Source organism: Streptomyces sp. NPDC031064 (assembly GCF_055570965.1).
Map to the genome: position 1 here is coordinate 270,662 of NZ_JBVIGF010000006.1, position 25,799 is coordinate 296,460.

Consider the following 25,799-nt stretch of genomic DNA (forward strand, 5'->3'; position numbering starts at 1 on the left):
GTCGGCTGGAACGGGCGGGAACCGTCAGTCCCGGACGGCTGACGAGGGGTGAGCGGTGTCCTTCTCGCCGCGGGCGTCGTGGGGAGTGGAGTCCTTGTCGCCGCGGGCGTCGCGGGGAGTGGAGTCCTTGTCGCCGTGGGCGTCCTCCTGTCCTTGCTCCGGGTGCAGGCGGGCCAGGAGGTAGCGGGTGAGGGCGGACGCGGTGGGGTGGGTCCACATCACCGTGGTGGGGATGTCCAGGGACAGTTCGCCTTGCAGACGGCTGCGCAGAGCGATGGCCATGAGCGAGTCCAGGCCGAGACCGACCAGCGAGGTGTTGGCGTCGAACCGGTCGGTTCCCACGCGCAGTACCGCGGCGATGTGTTCGATGACGTGGGCCTGGAGCATCTGTTGGCGCTGCTGGGGGCTGTCCGTCTGCCGCAGGGACTCCAGCAGCGCGCTGCGTGCGCCGGTGGTGCCCGCACCCGCCGCGGGGGCGGCCAGGCCGGCGAAGAAGGCGGTGCGGCCGGTGGCCGGGTAGGAGTCGAGCCAGCGTGAGAGGTCGGCGGGTGTGTAGGCGGTGCGGTCGCGGTCGTGGGAGAGGATGCGTTCCAGGGCCGCGATGCCTTCCGCGGGGGTGATCATGGTGTAGCCGCGTTTCTCCATGCCTGCTCCGCGGCCGACCTCCGCCCACGGGCCCCAGTTGACGCAGGTGGCCGGCAGCCCTTGAGCCCGGCGCCAGGAAGTGAACTCGTCCAGCCAGGCGTTGGCGGCCGCGTAGGCGCCCTGCCCGGGGTTGCCCAGCAGAGAGGCCGCGGAGGAGAAGCTGACCCACCAGTCCAGATCCTGGCCGTGGACGGCATGGTGAAGCAGCCAGGCTCCCGTCGCCTTCGGGCGCCAGACCCTCTCCAGGAGGGCGGCGGAGAGATTGGCGACGGTGGCGTCTTCGACGACGGCCGCGGCATGGACGACGCCGCGCAGCGGGTTGCCCGTGTCCACGGCGGCGCGCACCAGCGCCTCGGCGACGCCGGGTTCGGCGAGGTCCCCGTTGACGACGGTCACCCGCGTACCGAAGGTGGCGGTGAGGGTGTCGAGGGCGGTACGTGTGGCCTCTGTGGCTGCGCTCCGGGAGGTGAGCACCACGGCCGCGGCGCCGCGTTCGGCCAGCCACCTCGCGACCAGCAGGCCCAGTCCGCCGAGCCCGCCCGTGACCAGGTAGCTTCCGTCGGGCCGGACGACGGGGACGTCTTCGGGACGTACGGGCAGGGTGTCCGTGCCGTCGGTGGGCCAGGTGAGGACGAGTTTGCCCGTGTGCCGGGCGGAGGCCATGGTGTGGAACGCCGACGACGCCTCGGCCACGGGATGCTCGGTGACGGGCAGCGGCGGCAGGGTGCCGTCCGCCAGCATGCCGGTCAGTTCCCGGTAGCCCTCGGCGAGCAGGTCCGGGTCCTGCTGGAGCATCATCAGCACGTCGACGCCGGCGAAGGTGACGTTGCGTCGGAAGGGCAGCAGACCCAGCCGGGCGTTGGCGTAGATGTCCCGCTTGCCGAGCTCGACGAACCGGCCCCGGTGTGCCAGGAGGTCGAGGCCGGCGGACTGCGCCGGGCCGGTGAGGGAGTTGAGTACGACGTCGACGCCCCGGCCCCCGGTGAGCTCACGCACCCGGTCGGCGAAGTCCAGGGTGCGGGAGTCCATGACGTGCGGGACGCCCAGGCCGCGCAGGTAGGCCCGCTTGGCCTCGCTGCCCGCGGTGGCCAGGACCTCCGCGCCGCGGGCCCGTGCGAGGTTCAGTGCGGCCAGACCGGTGCCGCCGCTCGCCGAGTGGATGAGCACCTTCTCTCCCGGCCGGAGCCGGGCCAGGTGTCGCAGGGCGTACCAGGCGGTCACGTAGGCGCACGGCAGGGCCGCGGCATCCTGCGTTCGCATCCTCTCCGGCACCCGTAGGAGGCAGTCGGCGCGGACGGTCGCGAAGGAGGACATGACGGCGGACTGCGCCGCTTCCACGAACATCGCGGCCACGCGGTCCCCCTCCCGGACGTCCCGGACGCCCTCTCCGACGGCGGTCACGACGCCCGCGCCGTCGAACGCGCAGACGTCCGACCGCTCCCCGCCGGTACGGAAACGCTGGTAGACACCCATGGCCTGAAGGACATTGATGAAGTTGACGCTGGTGGCGTCGATCCGCACCTCCACCTCGCCCGGCCCGGGCCGGCGGCGTGACTGGGCGACGAACTCGAAGGAGTCGAGGTCTCCGGAGTGTGCGAGGTGCAGTGCCACCCGGTCGCGCCCGCGCGTGACGGCGACGCGGCGGCGCTCCCGCTCGTCCAGCGGGGCGTTGCTCAGCCGGGCCAGGTGACGCGTCCCGCGCCGGTAGGCGATCTCGTCCTCCTCGTCGGGGCAGGACAGCAGCTCGGCGGCCACGTCCGCCACCGGCGTCCGCGCATCGACGTCCAGGACGCCGGGGCGCAGTTCGGGGTGCTCGTAGCCGAGGACCCGCACCAGCCCGCGCAGCCCCGCCTGCCCCAGGTCCGGCCGGTCCCCGGGCATGACGTGCTGGGCGGCTTCGGTGACGGTCCACAGGCGCGGTGCCGCTCCGCCCCCCGGGGCCTTCGCCAGTTCGCGGGTCTCCCGTACCAGCCGGTCGACCTGCTCCCGTGCCCGGCGGTCGGGAGCCGCCCCGTCGGTGTGCGCGCCGGACACCGGCAGGTACACCACCGCCTGCGGTGCCTGTGCGCCGAGCCCGGCGCACGCGGCCGGTGCGGGGCCGTCGTCCGAGGTGCCGGCCCGGGTGAGCGTCCGGATGTCCACCGCGGCGCCCAGTTCCGCGAGGGCCTCGCCGAGCGCGGTCGCGTACGCCTCGCGCCCGGGTTCCACCAGGAGGGTCCAGGGTCCGGTCACCGTCTTCGGCGCGGAGCGCTCGCCGGGCTCCCAGGTCGCCCGCAGCAGACGGCGGGCGAAGCGCTCCTCCGGGCTTTCGGCCGGCACGTGGTGGAACTCCACACCGGTGGCGTCCGCGACCACGGAGCCGTCGTCGTCCCACAGCCGGAAGTCCGCCGAGTACCGGCCGTCGCCCATCCGTCCGAGGGTGACCAGGCAGTACCCGCTGAGCGGGACCGTCCGGTACAGCCGGAGCGCCTCGATGCGGCGCGGCAGGATCCCTCCGGCGGGTACGCCGCCGGTGCGCAGCACGGCGCCTGCGACGACCTGGAGGCAGGTGTCCAGCGCGACGGGATGGCAGTGGAGCGCCTGCGCGCCCGCCCGGCCCTCATCGGGCACCCGGACGCGCGCCAGAAGACGCCCGCCCACGCCGAGCGCCTCGGACCGCTCCCGCGTCCCTTCCGTGTACAGGGCCTGGAGGCCGAGGAACGGCGGCCCGTGGTGTACGCCGCGCTCCTCGCGCATCTGCCGGTAGACGTCCGACGCGTCCACGGTGTGCGGGAACTCGGCCAGCAGTCGGTGTGGATCGCACCCGGCCGGGACGGGTTCCGCCTCGGGCGTCAGGTGCAGGAATGCCTGTGCGTGCTGGACGGTGGTGCCGTCGGGAGCCGCGCTGACCACCCGCCAGCGGGCGCTGCCCGGGCCGGACGCGTCGGCGGTGGCGGTGACGGAGGTGCCGTCGGCCGTCGGGAGCAGCAGCCGTTCCAGGTCGATGCCGGTGACGCGCACGCGCTTCGGACCGGCGGCGTACAGGTCGGTGGCGGCGGCGACGGCCATCTCGCACAGAGCGGCGCCGGGAACCACGACGACGTCGTTGACGCGGTGGGCGTCCAGCCAGGGCAGCGTCGCCGGGGTGATACGGGTCTGCCACAGGTGGCGGCCCTCGCCGTCGGGGTCCGCGGTGTGGGGGCCGGTGAGCGGGTGCGGGGCCGGGGCGGAGTGGGTCGCGGCCGACTGCCGTAGCGGAGAGGGGGCGACGACGTACCGCGTGCGCTCCCAGGTGGTGGGCGGGACGTCGGCCAGGGCGCCGTCGCCGTAGCGGTCGGCCCAGTCCAGCGGGTGGCCGGCGCAGTGCAGCGCCGCCACCTGTGTGTGGAACGCCAGCGCGTCGTCGGTGTCCCGCAGCAGGGAGGGCAGGACCGCGGTGGCGGTGTGGCCGTGTGCGGCGAGAGTGGCCTGGACCGGCTGCACCAGGACGGGATGGGGGCCGATCTCCACGAACAGCCGGTGGCCGTCCTCGGCGGCGGCGCGCACCGCGTCGGCGAACCGCACCACCCGGCGCAGGTTGTCCGACCAGTAGGCGGCGTCGAAGGCGGCACGGTCGCGCGGATCGCCGGTGACGGTGCTGTAGAAGGCCGTGTGCGGTGTCCTGCCGGTGACGTCCCTGAGCGCGTCGGCCAGGTCCGGGAGGATCGGGTCCATGTGGTCGGTGTGCGAGGCGACATCCACGTCGATCACGCGGATGCCCACGCCGCGTGCGTCCCACTCCTCGGCGAGAGCGCGGATGCGGTCGGCGTCCCCGCCGACGACGGTGTTCTCCGGGGACGCCACGACCGCGACGGTCACCCCCCGTACGTCCTGCTCCGCCAGCAGCCGTTCCACCTCGGATGGTGCCAGGGCGACCGAAGCCATCAGGCCCTTCCCGGCGGTCCGCAGGATCAGGCGTGAGCGCCGGCAGATGACCCGTGCCCCGTCCCGGACGCTCAGTGCGCCCGCGGCCACGGCGGCGGCCACCTCTCCCATGGAGTGTCCGATCACGGCTGCCGGTTCGACGCCGTGGGAACGCCACATCGCCGTCAGACCGAGTTGGATGGCGAAGATCACCGGCTGCACCCGGTCGAACCCGGTCACCACCTCCGGACGGTGGAGAGTCCGGCGGAGGGAGAAGCCGGACTCCTCGGCGACCAGCGGTTCGAGTTCATCGATGACCCGGGTGAATTCGGGGTCGTGGTCGAGCAGTCGCCGGCACATGCCCGCCCACTGCGAACCGTGCCCCGAGAAGACCCACACCACGCCCTGTCCGGCGACCGGCACCGCTCTGCCGGTCGCCACGCCGGCGGGAGACGCGGTCCCCGTCGCCAGCTCCTCGAGCCGTGCCACGAGCTGCCGCCGGTCGGCGGCGACGACGGCGGCTCGCTCCCGAGCGGGCGAGCGACGCACGGCCAGTGTGTGCGCCACGTCGCCCAGGGGGATCTGCGACCCCTCGCCCCGCAGCCATCGGGCCAGTCGGCCGGCTGCGGATCGCAGGGCGACGGGTGTGCCGGCCGAGAGCGGGAACACGCGCAGGGCTTCACCGCCCCTGGCCGGGCGGGTCTCCCCGGGCGGCTGCGGGCGCGCGGCACGCGGGGCGGGGATCGTTGCGGGAGGCTGCTCGACGACGACGTGGACGTTGGTGCCGCTGATACCGAAGGAGGACACCGCGGCCAGCCTGCTGCCGCCCCGTACCGGCCACTCGATGGTGTCGGTCGGCACGAACAGCCGGGTGTCGCCGGCGTCGATCTGCGGGTTCCAGCGGCGGAAGTTCAGGCTCGCCGGCACCAGCCCGTGCCGCAGCGCCGCGATGGCCTTCAGCAGACCGGCCACGCCCGACACCGGTTCGGTGTGGCCGATGTTCGTCTTCACCGAACCCAGTGCGCACCGGTCCCGGCCCTTGCCGTAGACGGTGGCCACCGCGGCGAACTCAATGGGGTCGCCCACCGCCGTGCCCGGGCCGTGCGCCTCCACCATGCCGACGTCGCCGGCCTCGACACCGGCCCGCTCCAGGGCCAGGCGGTAGAGGTCGATCTGGGCGGGCTCCGAGGGAGCGCTCAGCCGTGTGCCCCGCCCGTTCTGGTTGACCGCCGTACCGCGCAGCACCGCCAGCACCCGGTCCCCGTCCCGTACCGCGTCCGCCAGCCGCTTGAGCACCACCACCCCGCAGCCCTCGCCGCGTACGTAGCCGTCGGCGGCGGCGTCGAAGGCGTGGCAGCGGCCCGTGGGCGAGAAGACCCCCCACAGCGCGGGGGCGGTGACCCCTTCGGGGCCGAGGGTCAGCATGGCGGCCCCGGCCAGGGCGACGTCCGACTCACCGGTCCGCAGGCTCTGGCAGGCGCTGTGCACCGCGACCAGCCCTGAGGCGCACGCGCTCTCCACGACGACCTGCGGGCCCTTCAGGTTCAGCATGAAGCCCACACGGCCGGGACCGATGCTGTCGAAGCCGGTGTACATGGCGTAGGCGTTGACCTCTTCCAAAGGCCGCTGCACACGCAGCATGTAGTCCTTCTGGTAGAGCCCGAAGAACATGCCCGTCGGCGTACCCGACAGTCGCCGGGTCGGGATGCCGGCGTGTTCCACGGCCTCCCAGATCACTTCCGCCAGCAACCGGTGTTCCGGATCGACCCAGGGTGCTTCCTGTGAGTTGATCCCGAAGAACTCGGGGTCGTAGGCGTAGACGTCTTCGTCCAGGAAGCAGCCGTAGCGCAGCCGGGCCGCCACCTGAGCGGGCAGGCCGGCCAGCTCTGCCTGCTCCCACCGCTCACCGGGCACTTCCCGCCTGGTGTCCCGACGCGCCATCAGCAACCGCCACAACGAGGTGAGCGAGCCGACCTGTCCGGGGAACCGGCAAGCGGCTCCGACGACCGCGACGGGCTCGTCCTGGCTCGCTCCGGGCTCTGCGACGCCGGGTTGTCCACGCATGGCTTGTCCGTCCCTTGTCCCGAGAAAGCGGGAGACGGCCGGTTCCTGGCTCGCTCACCCAGGCTTTCACATCCTGCAAGACATTCCTATTTCGCCATCCGGCCGGTCGAATTCCAAGGGTGTACGAGCACGAGGCGGAGGCGAACGAAACACTTCCCACGCCTCCGTGCGTCCAATTCATCTGATCGAGACGGCTTTCGCGTGTTTCCCGTCGCACTAGCGGTCCTTCGCGTAGTGATTCCACAGCATCGCGATGGCCAGCCCCAGGGACACGTCGGTCGCGCCTCTCCGCATGGCCGAGGGGCGGTCCCCGGAGCGTGGGTGACTGAGAGTCATACGCATGCTGAGATCGCGGTTGGAGAGATCACGCGTGACCCCTCGGAGTTGCTGGGGCGCGGCGGCTCCGGCCGTGATCACTTCCAGTGCGGTGCGTACGGCCTGCTGCGGTGAGAGGGATTCCTTGACCAGCTCCGTGACGATCCCCACGAGTTCCTCGGAGAAGACGTCGATGATGGAAAGCTCCGGGCACAGGTGCCGGATGGAACCCTCGATGTTCGCGAACGACTTGCCGAGGATGGACATCATGGGGCTGGTGCGGATGCCGCGACGGGTGGAGTACTGGAGTACGGCGGTGAGGGTGACCCCGAAGTTGAGTTCCTCCAGCGACGCCGTGGCCACCTGCGGGACGAGCGCCGCCATGTCGCCGGCGAAGGCCGGGGCGTTCGCCCACGAGGTGGCGTTCCCCATGTCGATCCAGGCGCGGGCGGTACCGGCGCCGTCGTTCATGGCGAGGTTGAGCAGCAGCAGGAGGACGCTGGTGCTCATGGGGCGGTCGATGCGCCCGACCATGCCCCAGTCGATGATCGTCGCCGGTTGGCCGGGCGTGACGAAGATGTTCCCCGGGTGCGGGTCGGCGTGGAAGATCCGGTTGACGAAGTAGCCCCGGTACATGAAGGCCAGCAGGTCATGGCTGATGGCCGCGCGCTCCTCGGCGGTGAACGCTTCCTTGTCCGCCTCCCGGATCGGCTTGCCGGGGGCCAGGCTCTGCACCAGGACCCGGTTGGTGGCCAGAACGACCTCGGGTACGGCGATGTGCTCGAAGTCGGCCGCGACCTCGGCCGCCTCCGTCATGTTGCGGGCCTCCATGACGAAGTCGAGTTCGGGGCGCATGGAGTCGAACAGGACGTTCAACATGGCCTCGACGTCGATGACTTCGTTGAAGCGCGGGGCCCGGCGTGCCGCGAAACGCGACAGGGCGCCCATGAGCTTCATGTCACCGCGGACCGTCTCCCGGACTCCGGGACGCTGCACCTTCACCGCGACCTGCCGGCCGGACGGCAGCTCTGCCCGGTACACCTGGGCGAGCGAAGCCGTACCGAGGGGATGGTCACGGTCGATGTCGCGGAACCGCCGTATCCAACCGGGCCCCAGTTCCTGCCGGAGCACCGGCTCCAGGTCGCGGAACGGCGCGGGGGACACGTTGTCCTGGAGCTTTTCCAGCTCGCAGATCATCTCCGGGGTCACGATGTCGGGCCGCGTGGCGAGCATCTGCCCGACCTTCACGTAGAAGGGTCCGAGGCGCTCCAGCGCTTCCCGCAGGTCGCGGGCCCGGCGGATCGCCCGGCTGTCCTGCCCGTCCGGCGCCCTCCCGCCGGGGAGCAGGGAGCGCGTGGCCTCCTTCCGGGCGAGACCGGCGAGCGTCCGCATCAGCAGACGTCCCCGAGGAGGGTTCATGGGCGCGACTCCCGGCCGCACGTCGTCGGGTCAGCGCGCTTCACGATTGCGGTCGATACGGTCGGCCAGCCGTGCCAGTTCGTCCCTGAGAGCCGCGATGTCGTCGGACCCGCGTGACCGCGGGACGGATCCGGTGCCGTACTGCTCCTCGTCCACCCCGCGTCTGTCCAGGCGACGCCGCACCAGCTCCATCTGGTCCTTCAGGGCTCTGAGCTCCTCCGAGTCGTCGACGGGACCGGCCTCCCGGCGCCGCCGCGGGCCTGGGTCGTCCTCGCCGTCGTACGGCTCCCCTTCGTCCGGGTAGCGCCGGCGAGGACCGTCGTCACGGCGGCACGGCCCGTCCCGGCGTCCGCGACGGCGGCGGCGCCGATCGTGATCGTCGTCCCAGTCCCAGTCCCGGTCGCGGTCGCGGTCCCGGTCGCGGTCCCGGTCTCGGTCGTCGTGGTCGCGGTGGTGGTCACGGTCGTCGTCGTCCAGGGCCCGGCCGACCGACCGCCGGACGCCGCTTTCGATGTCCCCCGCCCTGTCGAGGGCATCGTCCGCGAGGTCTTCCGTGGCACGCAGGATACGGCGCAGCGCGCGGCTGAACGAGGTACGAGAATGTCGACGGGACACGGAACCGCCTTTCGGTGAAGAGGCAGCGGGTGGCGATTACGGGTGCGCCGCGCACGCCGGGGAACATCTGGATCCGGAGAAAAGTCGGACCGTGCGGATATGATTCCAGGTTTCCCGGCGAGCGCGTCCAGAAAACGGGATCCATGGTGAATTCGCCCCTTCGAGCGAGCGCGAATCGGTACCCGATCCGCGATACCCGGCGCACGCTGGCGCAGTCGAATCACGGACGTTCAGCATGCGGAAAGATTCAATCAAATACGAAAAGGATTGAGAATAAAACCCGACGGGGAAGAACAATAACCGAGCTTTATGAAGGAGAGGGATTTGATGCCTTGATGCGCGCGGAATAACTCGCTACGAGACCCTCGAGCACCCGCCGGATTATGGTCGGGAAAAGTGAAGGAATCCCCATGGCGAAGATCACCAGGATCGAGGCGCACATCAGGACCGCCGACGTACCGCACGCGGGCACACAGGGATGGGTGTACCTGGGCATCGCCGGCCGCGAGTTCGTCCTCGACGCCGCCGGCACCTCCAGCGGAACCCGCACCGGCGAAAACTGGATCTTCGTGCTGGGCGAGGAGGCCAACGTCGAGAACGCCGCGTACAACGACCCGCGAAGGCCGCAGCTCTTCACCGACAACCTGGACCGCTACCCCGTCTACCTGCGCTTCGAGCCCGTCGGCCCCGACCCGGCGTGGTGCCTGGAGCGGGTCGTCGTCGATGTCAATCCCCACACCAACCACCCACAGACCTTCGACAACCCGGACCTCGCCGACTTCGGGGAGGACCGGCGCCTGTGGCTGGGTCAGGAGTACGGCAAGCAGCTCTTCCTCAAGCGGTACAACACCTGACCGGCGGTAGCGTACGGCTACCACGCACAACTGCCGGGAGGAGATCCCTTGTTACCCCTGAATGTGTCGCGGGCGACGCCCGAGGAATGGTCGCTCGTGTGCGAGTGGGCCGCGGCGGAGGGCTGGAACCCGGGCCTCACGGACGGGCCGAGCTTCTTCGCCCAGGACCCCGAAGGGTTCTTCCTGGGCAGGCTCGACGGCGAGAGCGAGCCGGTGTCGGCCATCTCGGTCGTCAACTACAGCGACACGTACGCCTTTCTGGGCTTCTACCTGGTACGACCCGACCGGCGCGGCCGCGGTCACGGGCTCGCCACCTGGAAGGCGGCGATGGCCCACGCCGGGAACCGCACGGTCGGCCTCGACGGGGTTCCGGCGCAGCAGGACAACTACCGCCGCTCGGGCTTCGAACCGGCCCACCGCACGGCGCGGTACGTGGGAACGGTGGCGGGACGCGCCCCGGACGCCGGGGTGGTGCCGGCCACCGAGGTGGGGCTCGCCGCGCTCGCCGCGTACGACAGCGGCTGCTACCCGGCCGACCGGCCCCAATTCCTTCAGCGGTGGCTGGGCGCGCCCGGCCACCGGGCGCTCGCCCGGGTCGTGGACGGGAGGGTGACGGGGTACGGGGTGATCCGCCCGGCGCGCGAGGAGGCCCGGGTCGGCCCGCTGTTCGCGGACACGCCGGCCGACGCGGAGGCGCTGCTGGACGCGCTCGCGGACGGTTTCGGGCCGGGCGGGATCGCCGTGGACGTACCGGAGTCGAACGCCGCCGCCGTGCGGATGGCCGAGGCGCGCGGCCTGGTGCCGACGTTCCGCACGGCGCGCATGTACACGGGGCCGGTCCGTCCGTTCGCGCGGGAGCGGGTCTTCGGCATCACCACCCTGGAGCTGGGGTGACTCACGGCGCCGTGCCGTACTGGTCGGCCTGGAGCAGGTACATGCGCCGGTAGCGGGAGCCGGGCCGCTCCATCAGCTCCCGGTGGGAGCCCGACTCGACGAGCCTGCCCTCGTGGAGGACGTGGATGACGTCGGCGGACTGGATGCCGGCCATCCGGTGGCTGACGAGCACGACGGTCCTGCCCTCGGCGGCCAGTGCGCGGATGCGCCGGAACGACTCGATCTCCGCCTCGGGGTCCAGGGCGGAGGTCGGCTCGTCGGCGATGACGAGGTTCGCCCGGCGGTAGCGCAAGCGGGCCTGGCCGACGGTCTGCCACTGGCCGCCGGACAGTTCGGAGCCGTGCCGGAACTGGCGGGCCAGCAGGGTGTCGTAGCCGCGCGGCAGCGTCGCGCCGAGCTTGTCGGCGCCCGAGTACGCGGCGGCGCTCTCGACGCGGCCCTCCTGCGGGGCCGCCTCGGGCTGCCCGATGCGGATGTTGGTGCCGAGGGTGAACGGCCAGCGCTGGAAGTCCTGGTCGAGGACGGCGACATGGCGGAAGACGTCGAGCCGGTCCGCCTCGGCGAGGTCGGTGTCGCCCCACATGACACGGCCGTCGCCGGGCCGGTGGAGGCCGGCGAGGATCTTGACGAGGGTGGACTTGCCCGATCCGTTCGCCCCGACCAGGGCGACCACCGAGCCGGCGGCGATGGTCAGGGACACGCCGCGCAGGGCGGGTTCCTCACGGTCGGGGTAGCGGAAGGTGACGTTCTCGAAGGTGATCTTCTCGGGGAAGTCCGGTACGGGTCTGCCGCCGGTGGGGATGGCCCGGGTGTCGGCCGCCGCCGTGAAGCGGTCGAGGTCCCGCACGTACAGGGACTCCTCGTGCAGGGTGTTGATCTGGGTGATCAGGGCGCTGAGGCTGGCGGAGCCGGTGCGTACGGCGAGGGCGGCGGTGCCGGCCATGGCGATGTCCATACGGCCGGTGAGCAGCAGGACGCCGAGGGCGGCGTACGTCAGGAGCGCGGCGGCGCCGGACACGGCGGCGGCGATCAGCTCGGTGACGGCACGCCCGTCGGCGAGCCGGGTCTGCTCGGCCTCGGAGGTCTCGGCCATGTCGTGGAACTTGTCCAGGAGGTAGCGGCCGACCTGGTGGACGCGGACCTCCTGGGCCGACTCGCGGCTGGTGATGAGGTTGTTGACGAGGCGGGCGGCCCGTTCGTGCTCGATCCAGTTCATCCGGGAGGCGTAGCGGCGCTGCGCCACGTGCATGGCGCCCCAGCCGCGTGGCAGGGCGATCAGCAGCAGCAGCGGCAGCAGCGTGGGGTGCAGCACGGTCAGGACACCCGCGGCGGCGACGATGGTGAACAGGCCGTTGAGGGCGCCCACGCAGGCGCCGATCATGTTGCGGGCGGCCAGGGCGCCGAACTGGGCGGAGTCCAGGAGTTTGCGGAAGGCCCCGTCCTCGATGGCCTCCAGCTCCACCCCGGCGGCGCGGTGGAGGTACTTCTCGGTGGCGAGCCGTTCGACCTTGGGTTCCAGGCGGCCGGTGCCTGCCGTGGACAGTGAGGCGAGGACCGCGTTGACCACGGCGAGCACGCCGGCGGCGACGAGCGCGGGCAGGGCGGCGCGGAGGCGGTCGGCGGTGGTGCCGGCGGCGAAGAGGGCCTGGAGGACCTGGTTCGTCAGGAGCAGGCCCATGGCCTGGGCGATGCCCTGGCCGATCTCGGTGAGGCCGACGGTGAGCAGGGCGCGCCGGTCGGACTCCCAGGCGAGCCGCAGGGTGCTGCCGAGGAGGCCGGGCAGCGCGCGCACGGCGGCCAGGGGCTTCAGGTCGAGGAGGGCGTACTCGTGCTTGACCCAGCCGAAGTCGTAGCGCAGGGCACCGCCGAAGAGCTCGCGTTCGCTCTTCGAGACGGGGGGCTCGGCCCTCCAGGTGCGTCGGAACAGCTTCTTGTCACGCACGGTCCCACCCCCGGCTGCCGCGGCACCATTGCCGTCGCAGCAACCGCTCCCCCACTGCCGACCGGGTGAAACGTCACCCTATGGGATGGGCGCGTCGCGACCGGCGCGAGTCGGATGATCCTATTTTCTCCGCTATGGGAATGACTGGACTGGCCGTGATTCCGGCGCTGGTGTGCGGGCTGTGCGCGGCGAGTCCCCCGGCCGCGGTGCCGGTGTCCGCGTCCGCGGTGCCGGTGGCCGCGTCCGCGGTGCCGGTGGCCCCGGTGCACGAGGCGTCGGCCATGAGCGGCAACCCCATGGCCGCGAACAAGGGGTTCGGCGTCGTGACACGGCGGGACGCGCTGCTCGGCGGCACGACCAGCGAGAGCGCCATCGCCGTGGGCGGCGACCTCGCCCTCCGGTCGCGGTACACCATCGCGCCGCGCGCGGCGGACGGCTTCCGGGCCGCCGGGGACGCTCGGCCCACCGCGCTCCTGGTCGACGGCGCGGTCGACTTCCCCGGCAGCGCGGCGGACGGGGTCCTGCGGGTGACCGGCGACCGGTACGTCAAGGTCGGCGACCTCTCCCGCAGCGCGACGCGGGCCACCGGCATGGACGGTACGCCCGTCAAGACCCGGCTGGTCCCGGCCGGCGCGGGCTACGGCACGACGCCGCGCGTGGAGCTGACCACCGCGCAGCCGCCGTCGTCGGTGGGTCCCGTCCGTGGCCTCCTCGACTTCGGCGCGCTCTTCGCGGGCCACCGGCAGCGCGCCGACGCCTTGGCCCGCTGCCCGGGCACGGTGGCGCTGCCCGCCGGCCCGGTCACCCCCGACGGCACGGTACGGGTCCGGCTCGCCGACCGCCGTACGAACGTGCTGCGGCTGACCGGCGCGCAGTTGGCCCGCACCCGGGTGCTGGCGTTCGAGCACCGGCCGACGGCGGCTCGGCCGCTCGTGATCGTGGTCGACACGACCGCCGAGGGCGGCGAACTGTCCTGGCGTACGCCGACGATGACGGGCATCGGCCGCGCGGACGCGCCGTACGTCCTGTGGACCTTCGCCGACGCCACGGACCTCGCCCTCACGGCGGGCGACACCCTCCGGGGCTCCCTCTACGCGCCCCGCGCGGAGCTGACCGACGGCAGCCCCGCCGCCATCGAGGGCGACCTCGTGGTCCGCTCGCTCAAAACGGGCCCCCTCGCGGGCGCCCTCCACAGCGCCCCCTTCGCGGCGGAACCGACGTGCGACGCGCCGGCACCCCGGCCGGGCGCGCCGGGACCGGAGCGGGCACCGGAACCGGGGCCGCTGCCGGACGCGGCGGCGGCCCGGGACGCGGACGCGGAGCCGCCCTCGGCGACACAGCCGGAAACCGCCCCGGAGCCGGAAGCGGAACCGGTGCCGGACCCCGTGCCGGACTCCGAGCCGCTCGCCGAAACGGAGCCCGGCCCCGACGCGGAGCCCGACGCCGACGCGGAGCCCGACGCCGACGCGGAGCCCGACGCCGACGCGGAGCCCGGCCCCGACGCGGAGCCCGACGCCGAGCCGGAGCCGGCCCCGCCCGGCGAGATGGCGGACACGGGCGCCGGGCCGAAGCTGTGGCTCCTGGGCGCCGGCGCCGCCCTGCTCGTCGCCACCGGCACGGCCCTGACCAGGGCGTCCCGCCGCAAGGACAAGAACCCCGGCGAGTGATCCGGTGGGGTGCCTCCTCCGGAGGCGAACCGAGCCATAAAAAGTACAGCCCCGGGTACCCGAACCGCCTCCCAGAGGCCGATGAGAGGGCGGAGCACCCGTGAGGAACCACTCGCAAGACGCCTCCCAGCCGAGCGCGCCCACCGGGCCGGCCGAGCCGGCCGAGCCGTTCGGGCCATCCGGGCTGCGTCTGGCCGGGGGCAGAGCCGTGGAGGGCGAGCCCGACGGCGCGCTGCTCGGCGTGCCCGTGGGCGGTGGGGCACCGGCCGGTGGCCCGGGTGGACCCGGTGATCCCCTCGCCGGCCATCCTCCGGACCGTACGCAGGCCATCCTGGAGGCCACCAAGCAGGTGGCCGCGTTGCTCAAGAGCAAGGGGCACCCGTTCGCCCTGGCCGGCAGTGTGGCGGCGTACGCGCACGGCGTGCCGCAGAGCCTCCAGCACGACACCGACTTCGCCATCCTGCGCGAGGACGCGGAGGTGATCACCCAGGACCTGGAGGCCGCCGGCATCCCGGTCCGGGTGCCGCCGGAGGACTGGCTGATCAAGGCGCGCAGCCATGGGGAGGAGATCGACCTGATCTTCGAGCTGGCGCGGCACCCGGTGACGCGTGAGCTGCTGGACCGGGCCCACACGCTGCCGGTGGACTCGGTGCGGATGCCGGTGCTGTCGCCGACCGATCTGGTGGGCAGTCTGCTGGCCGCCTTCTCGGAGCACCACTGCGACTTCGGCGCCGTGCTGCCGATCGCCCGCACACTGCGGGAGAAGATCGACTGGGACCTGCTGCGCCGGGAGAACGAAGGCTCTCCGATGCCCGAGGCGTTCCTGTACCTGCTGGAGCGTCTGAACGTGATCGAACCACGCGCACCACGGGAGGCAACGCCATGAGCGCCGCCGACACCGCCGAGTACCGCATCGCCCATCTGCGGGACCGGCTGGCGAGCGAGGACATCGCCGAACTCGGCATCAGGATCGAGCAGCGCGGGACGAGCGTGATGCTGTACGGCACCGTCGCCAGCGCCGAGTGCCGGTCCGAGATCCTGCGTATCGCACAGGAGGAACTGGCCGGGCTGCCGCTGCGCGAGGACCTGGTCGTCGTCTGCGCGGACGCCCCCGACCACCCCGAGGAGCTGTCGTGATCCGAGTAGCAGCGGTCGGTGACATCCATCTGGGCCCGGGCAGCGCGGGCACCTTGCGGCCGGCCTTCGAGCAACTGCACGAGCGGGCGGACCTGCTGCTGCTGGCCGGGGACCTGACGCGGCACGGCACCGCCGAGGAGGGCGAGGTCGTGGCCGCCGAGGTCGCCGGGCTGGGGGTGCCGGTCGTCGCCGTCCTGGGCAACCACGACTACCAGAGCGACCAGGAGGCGGAGGTGACCGCGGCGCTCGACCGGGCGGGGGTGACCGTCCTGGAGGGCGAGGGCACGGTGCTGAACATCGACGGCGTGCACGTGGGGGTCGCCGGGACGAAGGGGTTCGGCGGTGGATTCGCCGGGCGCAGCGGCGGTGAGTTCGGCGAGCCGGAGATGAAGGACTTCATCCGCTACACCCGGCGCTGCGCGGACGGGCTGCGGCAGTCCCTGAACATGCTGCGGGAGGCCGACTGTGCCGTGCGGATCGCGCTGACGCACTACGCGCCCGTGCCGGACACGCTCGCGGGCGAGCCGCTGGAGATCTATCCGTTCCTGGGCAGTTACCTGCTGGCCGAGGCGGTCGACGAGGGCGGCGCGGACCTCGCCGTGCACGGCCACGCGCACATGGGGACCGAGCACGGCATGACCAGTGAGGGGGTGCGGGTGCGCAATGTCGCCCAACCGGTGATCGGCCGTGCCTTCGCGGTCTATCACCTGCCCGTGCATGCCGGGAGCGCCGCGGTGGGTGACGGCGGCGTGAGGACGGGGGCCGACACGGTGGGGGCCCACTAGGCCCCGCGGCCGGCCCCCCGAGGGCGAGGGCCCCGCTCCGGCAAGCCCCGGGCGGGGCCCTTCCGCATGCGCGTCAGGGGCGGCGCCAGGCGTCGCTCTCCAGGTGGGAGCCGGCCTGCGGGCCCATCCGCAGCATGCCGCCGTCCACCACCCACGAGGCGCCGGTGACGTACGAGGCGTCCTCGCCGGCCAGGAAGGCGATGACGGCGGCGACCTCACGCGCGTCGCCGGGCCGTCCGAGCGGCACGCCCGGGCGGGACTTCTTGCGTACGTCCTCGTCCTCCTGGCCCGTCATCGGGGTGGCGATCTCGCCCGGCGCCACGGCGTTGACGGTGATGCCGTACTCGGCCAGCTCCAGCGCCATGACCTGGGTGAGCAGTCCGAGTCCGCCCTTGGCCGCGCAGTAGGGCGCCGCTCCGACGCGCGGCTGGTGCTCGTGCACGGACGTGACGTTGACGATCCGTCCGCCCTCGCCCTGCTCGATCATGCGGCGCGCGGCGGTCTGGGAGCACAGGAACGGTCCGATCAGGTCGACGTCGAGCACGTCCCGCACGGTGTCGTACGTCATGTCGAGGAACGGCGTGGCCGTGCCGGTGCCCGCGTTGTTCACCAGGACGTCGATACGGCCGAGTTCACGGGCCAGCTCGTCGACGACTCCGGCGGCCTCCGGCAGCCGGGTCAGGTCCAGTCGCGCGACGGCGGCGCGGCGCCCGTGGCCGCGTACCTCCTCGGCGGTCCGGTGCGCGCCGTCCTCATCGGTGTGCCAGGTGATGCCGACGTCCATGCCCTGTGCGGCGAGCCGGACGGCGGTGGCGCGGCCGATGCCGGAGTCGGAGCCGGTGACGACGGCGACCGGGGTGCCCCGGTCCACGGGCGGGTTCATCGTGCCTCCTCGACAAGGGGTCGCGGACTTTGGCGGTACCACGTCACGGGTGAGGCAAAACGGCGTCCGAGGGGTTCCTGGGGCTGAAGTGTGGTGAGTGGCTTCTGATCGGGCACGTGAATGGGATGCCGGACGTATCAGCACCCGTGATCAAACTGGTGCGGCGGACCACCGAGCCCGTCGCGGCGCAGACGCTGCGTTCCACGGCCGCCGCCGTCATCTCCTTCGTCGTCGCCCTGATGGTCCTGCCCGCGCAACCCGCCCCGCTGACGGCGCCGCTGACCGCGCTGCTCGTCGTGCAGGTGACCCTGTACGCGACGCTCACCACCGGTATCCGGCGTGTCAACTCGGTGGTCGTGGGCGTCCTCATCGCCATCGGCTTCACCGCCCTGGTGGGGCTGAACTGGTGGAGCCTCGGCCTGACGATCTTCACCTCGCTGATCATCGGCCGGTTCGTGCGGGTGGACGAGTTCGTGCCGGAGGTGGCGATCAGCGCGATGCTGGTCCTCGGTGTCTCCCAGGCGGCGTCGGCGGCCTGGCACCGGGTGCTGGAGACGCTGATCGGCGCCGGGGTGGGCCTGCTGTTCAACCTGCTGTTCGCGCCCCCGGTGTGGACCCAGTCGGCCGGGGCGTCCATCGACGGGCTGGCGCGCGGGATGGGCCGGATGTTCCGCACCATGGGCGCGGAGATCTCCGAGGGCCACATCCCCTTCCCGCACGCGGCGGCCCGGCTGCACGAGGCGCGGCGGCTGGACCACGACATCGTGGAGGTCGACGCGTCGCTGCGGCAGGCCGAGGAGAGCCTGCGGATGAACCCGCGCGTACGGGAGGGGCTGCTGTCCCGGGTGGTGCTGCGGACGGGGCTGGACACCCTGGAGATCTGCGCGGTGGTGCTCCGGGTGCTGACCCGGAGCCTGACCGACCTGGCGAAGTTCCGCACGGAGGAGTCCCTGTTCCCGCCGGACGTGTCGGCCGGGCTCAAGGAGCTGTTCGAGCAGATGGCCGACGCCATCGAGAGCTTCGCCCGGCTGATCACCACGCAGGTGGCCGCCAACGCGGAGGCGGCGGAGGAGCGGCTGACCGCCGCCCTGGCCGCGAGCCGGGCCACCCGCGACCGGGTCGCCGACATGCTGCTGGAGGACGTGCAGGAGCACCCCCGGCAGTGGCAACTGCACGGCGCGCTGCTCGCGGAGATCGACCGGATCCTCGACGAACTGGACCTCGACAAGCGGAGCGAGCGCCTGATGCAGGAGCTGGACCGCCGCTCGGCGGAGCTCAGCGAGCGCTACCCGCGGCTGGCGGCGCTGCGCCGCCGGCTGACCGGCGAGGCCGGGGCCGAGCGGCGGCCGAGCGTGGAGACCTGAGCGCCCCGGAGGGCCCGGGAGCCCCTGGAGGCCTGAGACCGCGCAGGCGTGGAACACGTGCGGGGTGTCCGTCGGCCGACGAAGGAGGCGTACGTGTCGGAGAACCCGGAGCCCGTGTACGACCGGATCGGGGAGGAGGTCACCGCTCGCGCGGACCGGTTGTGGGACGTGAGCCTCGCGCTGCACCGCGCGCCGGAGACGGCGTTCGAGGAGCGGGAGGCGGCGGCGCTGCTGGCCGCCGAGCTGGAACGGGAGGGGTTCCGGGTGGAGCGGGGGGTGGCGGGCCTGCCGACGGCGTTCACCGGCCGCGCCGGGGGCGGGGCGGGGCCGTGCGTGGCGCTGCTGATGGAGTACGACGCGCTGCCGCTGCTGGGGCACGCCTGCGGCCACAACCTGATCGCGGCGGCTGGGCTGGGCGCGGCGCTGGCGGTGCGGGGCGCGCTGGGCGAGGTGCCGGGTTCGCTGCTGGCGGTGGGGACGCCGGCGGAGGAGCGCGGCGGCGGCAAGGCCGTGCAGGTGGAGGCGGGGCTGTTCGACGGGGTCGACGCGGCGCTGATGTTCCACCCGGGCGTCCATGACTGGGCGTGGGCGCCGCTGACGGCGAGCGCGCGCGTCCGGGTGGCGTTCCACGGGCGGGCCGCGCATCCGACGGGCAACCCGACGGAGGGCATCGACGCGCTCGGCGCCCTGATCCAGTTGTTCAACACCCTGGGTGTGCTCCAGCGGCGGCTGCCGTCCGGGTCCCACGTGCAGGGCATCATCACGGACGGCGGGCGGGCCACCAACATCGTCCCGGAGTACGCCGAGGGCGCGTTCGGGCTGCGCGGGGCGACGACAGCGGCGCTGGAGGAGTTGGTGGAGGAGGTGCGCTCGTGCGCCGGGGGCGTGGCGTCGGCCACCCGTACGCGGGTGGAGGTGACCGTCGAGGGCGGGCGGTACGAGCACTTCCGCGACAACGACGTGCTGTCCGGGCTGTTCGCCCGCCACCTGGACCGGGCGGGCATCCGGCTGTCGGAGCCGGTGCCGGGCGTGTACCTGGGGTCGTCCGACATCGGCAACGTGAGCACGCGGGTGCCGGCGATCCACCCGTTCGTGGCCATCATGGGGTCGGAGGGCTCGGACCACACGCCCGAGTTCGCCGAGGCGGCGGCGGGGCCGCGCGGGCGCCGGGTGATGCTGGCTGCGGCGGAGGCGCTGGCCTGCACGGCGGCGGACGTGCTGCTGGGTGCGGGAGTCCGCGAGGACGCCTGGGCGTGCCTGCGGCAGAAGGCGGCGGCCGGCCGGTGACGGCTCGGCGCCGCCTCAGTGCTCCACCGTCACCCGTACCGTCTTCACCTCCGTGTCGGCGGCGTCCGGGACGACCATGCCCGCCTCGACGCCGCTGCGGAGGTAGCGCAGGACCTCGGAGCTGAGCTTCTCGCCCGGCAGCGCGGCCGGGATGCCGGGCGGGTACGGGGTGAGCATCTCGGCGCTGACCCGGCCGACGGCCTTCTCCCACGGCACCTGCTCGACCCGCCCGAAGAACGCGTCGCGCGGCAGCATGACCTGCTCCAGCCGCAGCTCGGCCGGGTCGGGCACCTCCACCTCCGCCGCGGGGCGCAGCTCGTCCGCGTGTTCGGTGACGTCGCGCAGGGCGTCGAGCAGGGCGTCGGCGCTGCGTTCGTCGTCGGCGTGGGTGAGCTGGGCGCTGCTGCGGCGGTGGTCGGACAGGTGCAGGTTGATGCGGTGGTGCTCGCGGATCCAGTCGGCGGCCCGGTAGCCGGTGGTGCCGAGGGCGGTGATGTCGACGATGACCTGGAGCGGGTCCAGGTCGGCCGCGCGGCCGGGCCCGCAGAAGTCGTCGCGCCCGTGGACGTGCAGGCCGTCGATCTCGGCGATCCGCGCCCGTACCGTCTTGGCGAGGGCCAGCGTGTCGTCGTAGAGGGCGTGGCCGTGCTGGACCATCTGGCGGCGCCAGCCGTCGAGGGCGGCGTACACGAGCACGGAGGGGCTGGTGGTTCCGAGCAGGTCCTCGCGGTTCTTCAGGACCTCGGGTTCGATCAGGTCGCCCTGGAGGTGGAAGACCGAGCCCTGTTCGAGCCCGGAGCCCATCTTGTGCACGGAGGTGACGCAGACGTCGGCCCCGGCGTCCATGGCCCAGGTGGGCAGGTCGGGGTGGAAGGGCAGGTGGGCGCCCCACGCCTCGTCGACGATGAGGGGTACGCCGTGCTCGTGGCACGCCTCCGCGATGGCGGGCAGGTCGGAGCAGGTGCCGTAGGGCGTCGGGGTGGTCACCAGGGCGCCCCGGGCGTCGGGGTGCTCGGCGAAGGCGGCGCGGAAGGCGTCGGCGGACGGCGGGTGGGCCAGGTGGCGTTCGGCGTCCCACTGGGGGTCGACCCAGATGGGGACGATCCCGGCGAGGACGAGACCGGACACCACCGATTTGTGGGCGTCGCGCCCGACCAGCAGTTTCTCGTGCGGTCCGGCGACCGAGAGCATGGCGGCCTTGACCGACAGGGAGCTGCCGCAGGTCGAGAAGAAGGTGTGCTCCGCCCCGACGGCGTCGGCCATCAGCTCCTGTGCCCGGGCGAGGATGCCGTGGGAGGAGGTCCGGTCGTCCAGCCCGCTGGTGGCGAGCACGTCGCTGCGGAAGACGGCGTCACCGAGGACGGCGCGCACCCGGGGGTCGGCGCCCCGGCCCTGTTTGTGGCCGGGCGGGGTGAAGGGGGTCTGGTTCTCCAAGTGGTACGCGGCCAGCGCGTCGAGCACGGGTGCCTGTGAGTGGTCCATGCCATCCCAGTGCCCCGCGAACCGGGACAAAAACGGTGACGATCATGGCGGGCCCCGGCCGGGGTCATGGCCGGTGGCCCTGGGCGGCGCACGGCCGGGTCATGGCCGGGGGCGGACGCGCTGCCAGCGCGGCCGGGCGTCGGCGCCCCGGCGGCCCGCGACGGAGGCACAGCGCGGGCAGACGCGCCGGACGCGGTCGGCGGCGCCGCCGGACTCGGGGAGGACGTCCTGCCAGACGACGTGCGGGAAGCGGCCCAGCTCGGACCTGCTGAGCGAGAGGCCGCAGACGGTCTGGTTCATGCCGGGCTCCCACGCGTGGACCTCCCCGGCGGGCAGCCTCCGGCGGCCCTCCTCCTCGTCCGTCCACTGTCCGGACGCGGCGACCGCGTAACGCTTCCCCGACGGCATGGGGAGGTCAGCCGGCGGCGTTGTCGACACGCATGCGCACCTGGCCCTCCAGGCGTTCCAGGCTCCGGTCGAGGGCGTCGTTGACCGGCTTCTCGCCCGGGTCGTGGCTCTCGTCGAAGAAGGACAGGTGCACGGTCACCTCGCTGGCCCCGCTGCCGATGCCCGCGACCTGGAGCCAGCCGGCGTAGCTGCCCTGCTCCCTGGTGCCCCATTCCAGGCGCATCTGGTCCTTCTCGGCGCGCAGCAGCGCGGAGGTGTCCTCGTCGGTGCGGTCCTCGTGCACGGTGACGGCGGGCAGCTCCTCGGCGTGCACGTGCAGGGCCTCGGGCAGCCAGTTGTCGAGCTGGTCGACGTTGGCGGCCTGGTCGAAGACGTGCTCGGGCAGTGCCGGCATGGTGCGTGAACGCTCGTACTCGGTCATCGCTCCACCGTTCCTCGTTCCTGGCTCGACTCGGGGTCTTCCGGGGAACGGGTGCCCGGCCTGCCGGAACTGAAGCGGGGCACTGCGGGGCGGGCCGGGGCGGGGCACTGCGCGGCGGGCCGGGGCGGGAACGAGAGAAGCCCCGGCTGGACGGGGGAACCAGCCGGGGCAGTATGTGGGGGTGGTGAAGACTTCTTCACAACCGACTGAATGAACGATAAACCATCGAGTGGCGTTCGATCCAGTCGGCCCCTCCCCCGCCCCTCACGGCGCCGTGCGGGCGGTGGCGCTCGCCGGGCCGCCCGGCGTCATGGCGCTCGCCGCCTGCGCGGACAGCGGCGTCGCGATGTCCTCCAGCGCCTTGCGTTCGGCCGCCACGGCGAAGAACAGCGCCACCAGGCCGCCGGCCACCATGAGCGTGGCGCCGATGCAGAAGGCGAGCACGGTGTCCGCGACCACGCCGCTCTCGGTGAGCCCGGCGAAGATCAGCGGGCCGGACACGCCACCGGCGGCCGTGCCGACGGCGTAGAAGAACGCGATGGCCATCGCCCGGGTCTCCATGGGGAAGATCTCGCTCACCGTGAGGTACGCGGAGCTGGCACCGGCGGACGCGAAGAAGAGCACCACGCACCAGCTCACGGTCATGGTGGTGGCGGTCAGCCAGCCGTTGGAGAACAGCCACGCCGTGACGAAGAGCAGCGCGCCCGACAGCAGGTACGTACCGGCGATCATCGGGCGCCGGCCCCAGGTGTCGAACAGGCGGCCGAGCAGCAGGGGGCCGAGGAAATTACCGAACGCGATGACCGCGAAGAAGTAACCGGTGGAGCCGGTGCCCACGTCGAAGAACGTCACCAGGATCGAACCGAACCCGAAGGTGATGGCGTTGTAGAGGAAGGCCTGCCCGATGAACAGGGCCAGGCCCAGCACCGCCCGCCGGGGGTAGGCCCGGAAGAGCGTACGGGCGATCTGGACGAACCCGACGCTGTGCCGCTGCTTGATGGTGATCGCCCCGGCCGGTGCGGGCAGCGGGCGGCCCGTCTCCGCCTCCACCTGCCGCTCGACGTCCGCCACGAGCTGCTCGGCGCCCTCCTCGCGGCCGTGGATGAACATCCAGCGGGGACTTTCGGGCACATGGCGGCGTACGAGGAGGATGACCAGCCCGAGGACGACGCCGAGGCCGAAGGAGATCCGCCAGCCCAGGTCCTTGGGCAGGATGCCCGTGTCGAGGGCGAGGACCGACAGCAGGGCGCCGCCCATGGCACCCAGCCAGAAACTGCCGTTGATGATCAGATCGACCCGGCCCCGGTACTTGCTGGGGATCAGCTCGTCGATGGCGGAGTTGATGGCCGCGTACTCGCCGCCGATGCCGAAGCCGGTCAGGAAGCGGAAGAGGAAGAACCACCAGGCCGAGTAGGACAGCGCCGTCAGCGCGGTCGCGGCGAGGTAGACCGCCAGGGTGATCAGGAAGAGCTTCTTGCGGCCGAAGCGGTCGGTGAGCCAGCCGAAGAACAGCGCCCCGGAGCACGCCCCGGCCACGTAGAGCGCGGCGGCGACGCCGGTGACCTGGGCGCTGCTGATGGCGAGCCCGCTGCCCTCCTCGGAGAGCCGGCCGGCCATGCTGCCCACGATCGTGACTTCGAGGCCGTCCAGGATCCAGACGGTGCCCAGCCCCACGACGATCATCCAGTGCCAGCGCGACCAGGGCAGTCTGTCCAGCCTGGCCGGCACCTGGGTGGTCACGGTCCCGTTCGACGCCTGCCCGAGCTCCGGATCGGTCATGGTCACCTCCGAGGCGAAAACACGGCGGGCGGGTACCCCATGATCAAACCGGTGAAACGGTGGCGCACCATGGGTACCCGGCGAGGGTGAACGGTGTGAAGCCACTGGCCGTGGTGACCGGCGCCTCCAGCGGGATCGGTCTCGCGCTGGCCCGGCAGTTCGCCGGTCACGGGTTCGACCTGGTGGTCTGCGCCGAGGACCGGGGCATCGGGGCCGCCGCCGACCGGCTTCGCGCCCTGGGCGCCGATGTCACCGCCGTGCGGGCCGACCTGGCCACCTACGACGGGGTGGAGCAGTTGTACGGCGCGGTGCTCGCGACGCGCCGCCCGGTCGCGGCCGCCGCGCTGAACGCGGGGATGGGCGCGGGCGGGGCGTTCACCGACGTCGGCCTCGCGGACCACGCCCGGATCATCGACGTCAACATCAGCTCGACGGTGCACCTCGCACACCGGCTGCTGCGCGGCATGGTCGCCGAGGACGACGGCCGGCTGCTGATCACCTCGTCGGTCGCGTCGATGGCGCCGGGGCCGTACCAGACCGTGTACAGCGCCTCGAAGTCGTTCCTCCAGTCCTTCGCCCAGGGGCTCCGCAGCGAGCTGGCGGGTACCGGGGTCACGGTGACGTCGCTCATGCCGGGCGCCACCGAGACGGCGTTCTTCCGCCGCGCCGGCATGGAGGACACCCGCCTCGGACGCATCCCGAAGGACGCCCCGGACGAGGTCGCCGAGGACGCGTTCGACGCCCTGATGCGCGGCCGGCCGAGGGTGGTCGCCGGCTCGGTGCGGTCGAAGGCCCTGGGCGCGGCCGTCAAGGTGCTGCCCGACCGGCTCAAGGCCACCGGCCAGCGGTACCTGTCCCGGCCGCGCCCCGGAGGCGAGAAACCGACTCCAGGACCAAGGGCCTAGCGGCCGATGACCTCGGGGTTGGCACAGTGGGCGAGCGGCTCGCCGCGCAGGAAACGGGCGGCCTCGCCCGCCACGATCCGGGCCGCCTTGTGGGCCACCTCCCGGCTGGCGCCCGCGATGTGCGGGGTGAGGACGACGCCCGGCGTGGACAGCAGCCGGGCCCCGGCCGGCACCGGCTCGGCGGGGAAGACGTCGAAACCGGCGCCCGCCAGCCGTCCCGAGTCCAGGGCGTCGCACACGGCCTCGTAGTCGACGAGCGCGCCGCGCGCGCAGTTGACGAGCACCGAACCGCGTGGCATCGACGCGATCTGCGCGGCCCCGATCATGCCCCTGGTCTCCTCCGTCACGCGCGCGTGCAGCGAGACGATCCGCGAGCGGCTCAGCAGCTCGTCCAGCGGGACCAGTTCGGCGACGCCCTCCACCGCCTCGGGCTTCACGTACGGGTCGTGGACGAGGACCGTGGCGCCCATGGCGGCCAGGACGCGCGCCACCCGTGAACCGATCGCGCCGAATCCGACCAGGCCGACGACCGAGCCGTCGATCTCGATGCCGCAGTTGTCGTAGTCGTAGTAGTCGCCGCGCCAGACGGCGTGCTTGAGGTCGGTGTGGACGTCGCCGATCCCCCGGGCGGCGGCGAGGATCAGGGCGAGGGTGTGCTCGGCGGTGGCGACGGCGTTGCGGCCGGGGGCGTAGCAGACGGCGACGCCGTGGCGGGTGGCGGCCGCCAGGTTGGCGTTGACGGGGCCGCCCCGGCTGACGCAGAACAGCTCCAGGTCGGGGCACGCCTTGAGGATCCGCTCGGTGAGGGGGGCCATCTGGGTGAGGCAGATCCGGACGCCGCGCAGCGCCTCGATCAGCTCGTCCTCGCCGCCGGACGCCTCGTCGACCTCGGCGACCGGGCCGAACGGGGTGTGCGGCCAGGGCAGTTGGATCTCGCGTACGTCCAGGTCGGCGCCGGACGGCGCGGCGGCGCGCAGTTCCCGTGCGAGCAGCCCGGGCAGGACGAAGTGGTCGCCGGCGGCGAGGACGGTGGTGGTCACGGTGATGCTCC

The 25,799-nt window shown here is 72.8% G+C and carries 19 protein-coding genes; 9 read left to right on the plus strand and 10 right to left on the minus strand.

What is annotated here, in order from left to right; genetic code table 11:
* Window positions 1–24: 24 nt before the first annotated feature.
* The 3 genes from ACZ46W_RS23000 to ACZ46W_RS23010 all read right to left on the minus strand — a co-directional run bounded on the left by ACZ46W_RS23000 (window position 25) and on the right by ACZ46W_RS23010 (window position 8,940).
* Entirely contained in the window at window positions 25–6,591 is a 6,567-nt protein-coding gene (locus ACZ46W_RS23000) for an SDR family NAD(P)-dependent oxidoreductase (RefSeq protein ID WP_468340401.1), read from the minus strand.
* 216 nt (window positions 6,592–6,807) lie between these two features.
* On the minus strand, window positions 6,808–8,325 hold the full coding sequence (locus ACZ46W_RS23005) for an ABC1 kinase family protein (RefSeq protein WP_468340403.1): 1,518 nt from the start codon (window positions 8,323–8,325) through the stop codon (window positions 6,808–6,810).
* 30 nt (window positions 8,326–8,355) lie between these two features.
* Window positions 8,356–8,940, minus strand: a complete 585-nt coding sequence (locus tag ACZ46W_RS23010) for a hypothetical protein (protein WP_468340406.1) — start codon at window positions 8,938–8,940, stop codon at window positions 8,356–8,358.
* Between the two features lie 410 nt (window positions 8,941–9,350).
* On the opposite strand from ACZ46W_RS23010, the gene ACZ46W_RS23015 reads away from it, so the two are divergent.
* Window positions 9,351–9,794 (plus strand): hypothetical protein, encoded by a 444-nt coding sequence (locus ACZ46W_RS23015; RefSeq protein ID WP_468340409.1) that lies wholly within the window; start codon window positions 9,351–9,353, stop codon window positions 9,792–9,794.
* A 48-nt stretch (window positions 9,795–9,842) separates the two neighbouring features.
* On the plus strand, window positions 9,843–10,688 hold the full coding sequence (locus ACZ46W_RS23020) for a GNAT family N-acetyltransferase (RefSeq protein WP_468340411.1): 846 nt from the start codon (window positions 9,843–9,845) through the stop codon (window positions 10,686–10,688).
* A gap of 1 nt (window position 10,689) precedes the next feature.
* Here the strand turns inward: ACZ46W_RS23020 and ACZ46W_RS23025 are convergent, their stop codons facing one another.
* Window positions 10,690–12,630: an ABC transporter ATP-binding protein gene (locus ACZ46W_RS23025; protein WP_468340414.1), complete on the minus strand. Its 1,941-nt coding sequence runs from the start codon at window positions 12,628–12,630 to the stop codon at window positions 10,690–10,692.
* A 134-nt stretch (window positions 12,631–12,764) separates the two neighbouring features.
* On the opposite strand from ACZ46W_RS23025, the gene ACZ46W_RS23030 reads away from it, so the two are divergent.
* The 4 genes from ACZ46W_RS23030 (at window position 12,765) to ACZ46W_RS23045 (ending at window position 16,219) form a co-directional block, all read left to right on the plus strand.
* On the plus strand, window positions 12,765–14,297 hold the full coding sequence (locus tag ACZ46W_RS23030) for a collagen-binding domain-containing protein (RefSeq protein ID WP_468340417.1): 1,533 nt from the start codon (window positions 12,765–12,767) through the stop codon (window positions 14,295–14,297).
* Window positions 14,298–14,544: 247 nt separating this feature from the next.
* Window positions 14,545–15,183, plus strand: a complete 639-nt coding sequence (locus ACZ46W_RS23035; RefSeq protein ID WP_468341150.1) for a nucleotidyltransferase family protein — start codon at window positions 14,545–14,547, stop codon at window positions 15,181–15,183.
* On the plus strand, window positions 15,180–15,434 hold the full coding sequence (locus tag ACZ46W_RS23040; protein WP_366126968.1) for a hypothetical protein: 255 nt from the start codon (window positions 15,180–15,182) through the stop codon (window positions 15,432–15,434). The genes ACZ46W_RS23035 and ACZ46W_RS23040 overlap by 4 nt, the downstream gene beginning before the upstream one ends.
* A complete protein-coding gene (locus tag ACZ46W_RS23045) occupies window positions 15,431–16,219 on the plus strand; it encodes a metallophosphoesterase family protein (RefSeq protein ID WP_468340420.1) in 789 nt (262 codons plus the stop codon). The genes ACZ46W_RS23040 and ACZ46W_RS23045 overlap by 4 nt, the downstream gene beginning before the upstream one ends.
* A gap of 73 nt (window positions 16,220–16,292) precedes the next feature.
* Here ACZ46W_RS23045 and ACZ46W_RS23050 read toward each other — a convergent pair whose 3' ends face one another.
* On the minus strand, window positions 16,293–17,102 hold the full coding sequence (locus ACZ46W_RS23050) for an SDR family oxidoreductase (RefSeq protein ID WP_468340423.1): 810 nt from the start codon (window positions 17,100–17,102) through the stop codon (window positions 16,293–16,295).
* Window positions 17,103–17,227: 125 nt separating this feature from the next.
* Between ACZ46W_RS23050 and ACZ46W_RS23055 the strand changes: the two genes are divergently transcribed.
* On the plus strand, window positions 17,228–18,466 hold the full coding sequence (locus ACZ46W_RS23055) for an FUSC family protein (protein ID WP_468341153.1): 1,239 nt from the start codon (window positions 17,228–17,230) through the stop codon (window positions 18,464–18,466).
* A gap of 93 nt (window positions 18,467–18,559) precedes the next feature.
* Window positions 18,560–19,753, plus strand: a complete 1,194-nt coding sequence (locus ACZ46W_RS23060) for an amidohydrolase (protein ID WP_468340426.1) — start codon at window positions 18,560–18,562, stop codon at window positions 19,751–19,753.
* 15 nt (window positions 19,754–19,768) lie between these two features.
* Here ACZ46W_RS23060 and ACZ46W_RS23065 read toward each other — a convergent pair whose 3' ends face one another.
* The 4 genes from ACZ46W_RS23065 to ACZ46W_RS23080 form a co-directional block, all read right to left on the minus strand.
* Complete coding sequence (locus ACZ46W_RS23065) at window positions 19,769–21,235, minus strand: aminotransferase class I/II-fold pyridoxal phosphate-dependent enzyme (protein WP_468340428.1); 1,467 nt, start codon at window positions 21,233–21,235, stop codon at window positions 19,769–19,771.
* Window positions 21,236–21,334: 99 nt separating this feature from the next.
* Window positions 21,335–21,643, minus strand: coding sequence for a hypothetical protein (locus ACZ46W_RS23070; RefSeq protein WP_468341156.1), 309 nt, complete (start codon window positions 21,641–21,643; stop codon window positions 21,335–21,337).
* Between the two features lie 7 nt (window positions 21,644–21,650).
* Window positions 21,651–22,064 (minus strand): SRPBCC family protein, encoded by a 414-nt coding sequence (locus ACZ46W_RS23075; RefSeq protein WP_468340431.1) that lies wholly within the window; start codon window positions 22,062–22,064, stop codon window positions 21,651–21,653.
* Between the two features lie 264 nt (window positions 22,065–22,328).
* A complete protein-coding gene (locus ACZ46W_RS23080) occupies window positions 22,329–23,843 on the minus strand; it encodes an MFS transporter (RefSeq protein ID WP_468340434.1) in 1,515 nt (504 codons plus the stop codon).
* Between the two features lie 95 nt (window positions 23,844–23,938).
* Here ACZ46W_RS23080 and ACZ46W_RS23085 point away from each other — a divergent pair, with 95 nt between their 5' ends.
* Entirely contained in the window at window positions 23,939–24,748 is an 810-nt protein-coding gene (locus ACZ46W_RS23085; RefSeq protein WP_468340438.1) for an SDR family NAD(P)-dependent oxidoreductase, read from the plus strand.
* On the opposite strand, the gene ACZ46W_RS23090 is transcribed toward ACZ46W_RS23085, so the two are convergent.
* Complete coding sequence (locus tag ACZ46W_RS23090; RefSeq protein ID WP_468340441.1) at window positions 24,745–25,788, minus strand: 2-hydroxyacid dehydrogenase; 1,044 nt, start codon at window positions 25,786–25,788, stop codon at window positions 24,745–24,747. The genes ACZ46W_RS23085 and ACZ46W_RS23090 overlap by 4 nt on opposite strands.
* Window positions 25,789–25,799: the final 11 nt, after the last annotated feature.